The sequence below is a fragment of the Sulfurimonas sp. genome, from assembly GCF_032250635.1.
Taxonomy (GTDB): Bacteria; Campylobacterota; Campylobacteria; order Campylobacterales; family Sulfurimonadaceae; genus Sulfurimonas.
Map to the genome: position 1 here is coordinate 1 of NZ_JAVVFL010000220.1, position 3,323 is coordinate 3,323.

Annotated in this window: 4 protein-coding genes; all 4 read right to left on the reverse strand. The window is 38.0% G+C overall.

Annotation, left to right across the window (positions count from 1 at the left end; genetic code table 11):
• Positions 1-810 (reverse strand): cytochrome c biogenesis protein CcdA (locus RQ763_RS10885; protein ID WP_314152987.1); only part of this gene is annotated, 810 nt, incomplete at its 3' end.
• 160 nt (positions 811-970) lie between these two features.
• The gene (gene tpx, locus RQ763_RS10890) at positions 971-1,552 is read right to left on the reverse strand and encodes a thiol peroxidase (RefSeq protein WP_314152988.1); all 582 of its coding nucleotides are present in this window, start codon (positions 1,550-1,552) and stop codon (positions 971-973) included.
• 81 nt (positions 1,553-1,633) lie between these two features.
• Positions 1,634-2,188: a class I SAM-dependent methyltransferase gene (locus tag RQ763_RS10895; RefSeq protein ID WP_314152989.1), complete on the reverse strand. Its 555-nt coding sequence runs from the start codon at positions 2,186-2,188 to the stop codon at positions 1,634-1,636.
• 10 nt (positions 2,189-2,198) lie between these two features.
• On the reverse strand, positions 2,199-3,323 hold a 1,125-nt coding region (gene nspC, locus RQ763_RS10900; RefSeq protein ID WP_314152990.1), incomplete at its 5' end, for a carboxynorspermidine decarboxylase.

Here is a 3,323-nt window from a genome sequence, read left to right on the forward strand (position 1 = left end):
GCCCGCAAGCGGCGGTGCAACACATGGACCTACAATCAGTGCAGACAACACTCCTAAAACAACTATGCTGTAGTATGATTTATCTCCGCCACTAAGTGCTCTATTGTTAAGAAACGACTGTATTTTTTTGGGCATTTGAACCGTAAATGTACCAAACATTGCCAAACTCAACAAGAAAAAGAGAGAACTTACCGTTACTATAATCCATGTCTGTTGAAAAAATGCCTGTATATTACTTCCAAGTGATGCCGCTAAAACACCTGCAAGAGCATAAACAACGGACATTGAGACAACGTATGTAAGAGAGATAAGAAAGCCCTGTCTTGTACTTATGCTCTCTTTTTTAGAGATAATCACTGCTGAGAGTATCGGGATTACGGGAAGCATACATGGAGTAAAGGCAAGAAGCAGACCAAAGCCGAAGAATGTCGCCAATATTAAGATAACGCCACTGTTTTGTAGCATTTCGGCAATAGCATCCTGCTCGCTTATAATATCTTTTTGCTCTAAAGATAAGAGAGAATTTTTATCCATAAGAGCCTCTTCTTTAAAAAGCCGATACTCTTTTTGGAATGTTTTTAGTTCTGAGCACTCTTTATCTAAGGAGCAGATTTGATAGCTGAGTACAATTTTAAACTCTTTATCGCTACTTCCCTCAAGATTTGCTCTAATGTTTACATCATCAAAGAAAACATCCTGCTCTTTATACTTTGTAGAATCGGGATAAAATATGCTGCTTATTGCTACTTCATCGCCTGTAACGGCAAAATCAAGACTCTCTTCAAGTATATAGCTCTTATCTTCAAGCAAAATCGTTAAATCGAAACTATTTTTATTTTGAGTAATATTTATTGATGCGGAGTCACTACTGCTAGAAAAAGCAATAATCGGTAAAAATATTGCAGTTATAACAAAGTGTAAAATGTATTTCTTAAAAATTTACTATCCTTGTTAAACTCTCTATTTGTCTCTATTTATGTGAGTTTGCTGTTTTTATAGCTTGCATAATTTTTTTGTAGTCCGGTTCATCACCGACATTTGGAACTATCTCTTGGTAAACAACTCTTCCGTTTTTTCCAATAACAAAAACTGCTCTAACCAGTAGACCTTTTAGCTCGCCGTCTGTTACTATTACACCGTAATTCTCTCCAACCTCTCTATAGGCAAAATCAGAAGCGATGGAGATGTTTTTAATACCCTGCCCTTTACAAAAACGGTCATCTGCATAAGGAAGATCCATTGAAACAACTGTCATATCAACTCCATCAAATTGCTTTATCTCATCATCAAATCTTTTTGACTGAGCAGAACATACAGGAGTGTCAATTGAGGGTACTGTGGCAACGACCTGAACAGCATCGCTTTTCCCGCCAATTGTTTTTATTGAAAAATCAGGTTCAGTAACACGAGCAACGGGCGCCTTAGCACCTACTATAGGAAAATTTCCTTTAACCTTAACTACCTCGCCGTTATAGTTAATAGTAGCCTCAGCAGCCATCATAGAGAGTGTTGAAAATACCACAAAAGCAAATATAGTAACTATTTTTTTCATAAGTCTACGCCCCTTTGCATAAAAAAAGTATCGGATTATAACAAATTTTAAACACTTAAGCCATTAAACTATAATAAAATTTTATGATTTTTTGGCAACCAAAGATGCAACTTTAATCTTTTCTCCTCTTAAATTTATATCTACTCTCTCTTCATAATAGATAACATCAAGCCCTATAAAAGAGTGCAGAAGCTCATTTTTGCGCAGCAAATAGTCGAGGTTCGTTGTCGGGAGATTAAAATCTCCGTGAGCGACTATAAAAGTCTCAAAAACTAAAACTCCTCCACTACGAAGAGCCTCTTTCATCTGAGAAACTAAGCGTCGGTTTAAGTAGTTTACATTAACGATTAAATCATATTTATTTGGAGTTAGATTGTATTTATCTAAATCCGTATCTATTTTTTTTATCGTAGAACTGTTTTTTACTCTCTCTAGCGCATAATCAGAAATATCTACCGCATCAACCAAAAAGCCCAAATCGGCTAAAAAGTGTGCATTTCTACCTGTACCGCATGCCACATCAATAGCCTGACCGACCTTTGCATGTCCTATATATTTCTCCAGCAAAGGAGAAACACTCTGCGGCATTGGATTGTCCAAATATCTCTCGTTCCATCTCTGTTTATCTTCTTGCATATAATTCCCCTTACGATAATCTATTTTTATATTCTTGATATCCAAACTCTTTAATTAACTCTAGAGTTTTATCTTCTCTTAGTATAGCCAATGAAGGTAACTTGATGCCGTTAAAAGTAGTGTTTTTTACAAATGTGTAGTGAATCTGGTCTTCAAATATCACTCTGTCGCCTACTTGAAGCGGTTCATCAAAAGAGTAATCTCCCATAATGTCCCCTGCTAAACAGGTATTTCCTCCAAAACGGTAAGTGTAAGGCTTCTCTCCGGCTTCACCGCTGCCGCGAACCATTGCACGATACGGCATCGCAAGCGTATCTGGCATATGAGCCTCTGCAGATGTGTCCAAAATAGCTATATCCATACCGTTATGAACAATGTCCAAAACAGTGCTAACAAGCACTCCTGTTTGCCATCCGACCGCTTCACCCGGCTCTAAATAGACATCAACATCATATTTCGCCCTAAACTTTTTTATGATGCGGATTAGCTTATCAACATCATATCCCTCTTTGGTTATATGATGACCGCCGCCGAAATTAATATACTTTAACCCTTTAAAGTACTTTGAAAATTTTGCTTCAAAAGCCTCTAAAACATCTTCTAGTGCATCAACATCCTGTTCACATAAGGCATGAAAATTGAGCCCGTCAATATACTCCAAAACTCTCTCGTCAAAATTTTCAAGCGTTGTGCCGAGTCGGCTGTAGAGCCCGCATGGGTTGTAGATATCTTTTGGAGAGGAGGATTGCTCAGGATTTATTCTCAAAGAGAGGCTAATTTCTGCGTCTATCTCTTTGACTCTATCGTAATATTTGAAGAGCTGATTTGGCGAGTTAAAGACTATGTGGTCGGATATACGCGCAATATCTTCGATATCCTCATCCTTATATGCAGGTGAGTATGTATGGACTTCAAGATTTTCATCATCCTTTGCAAACTCTTCTCTGGCTAAAAGCGCTTCGTGTAGACCACTTGCAGTGCACCCTTTAAGATACTGCTTTACCAGAGGAAATGTGCTCCACATCGCAAAGCCTTTAAGCGCTAGAATAACCTTCGCTCCGCTCTCTCTTTGAACACGGTTTAAAACTTCAAGATTTGCGCGAAGCAAAGACTCATCGCACATGTAATAAGGGGT

Excerpts from the sequence above, each read along its gene's own strand:
- tpx (WP_314152988.1), bottom strand. The coding sequence starts at position 1,552 with ATGAAAAAAATAGTTACTATATTTGCTTTTGTGGTATTTTCAACACTC.
- RQ763_RS10895 (WP_314152989.1), bottom strand. The coding sequence starts at position 2,188 with ATGCAAGAAGATAAACAGAGATGGAACGAGAGATATTTGGACAATCCA.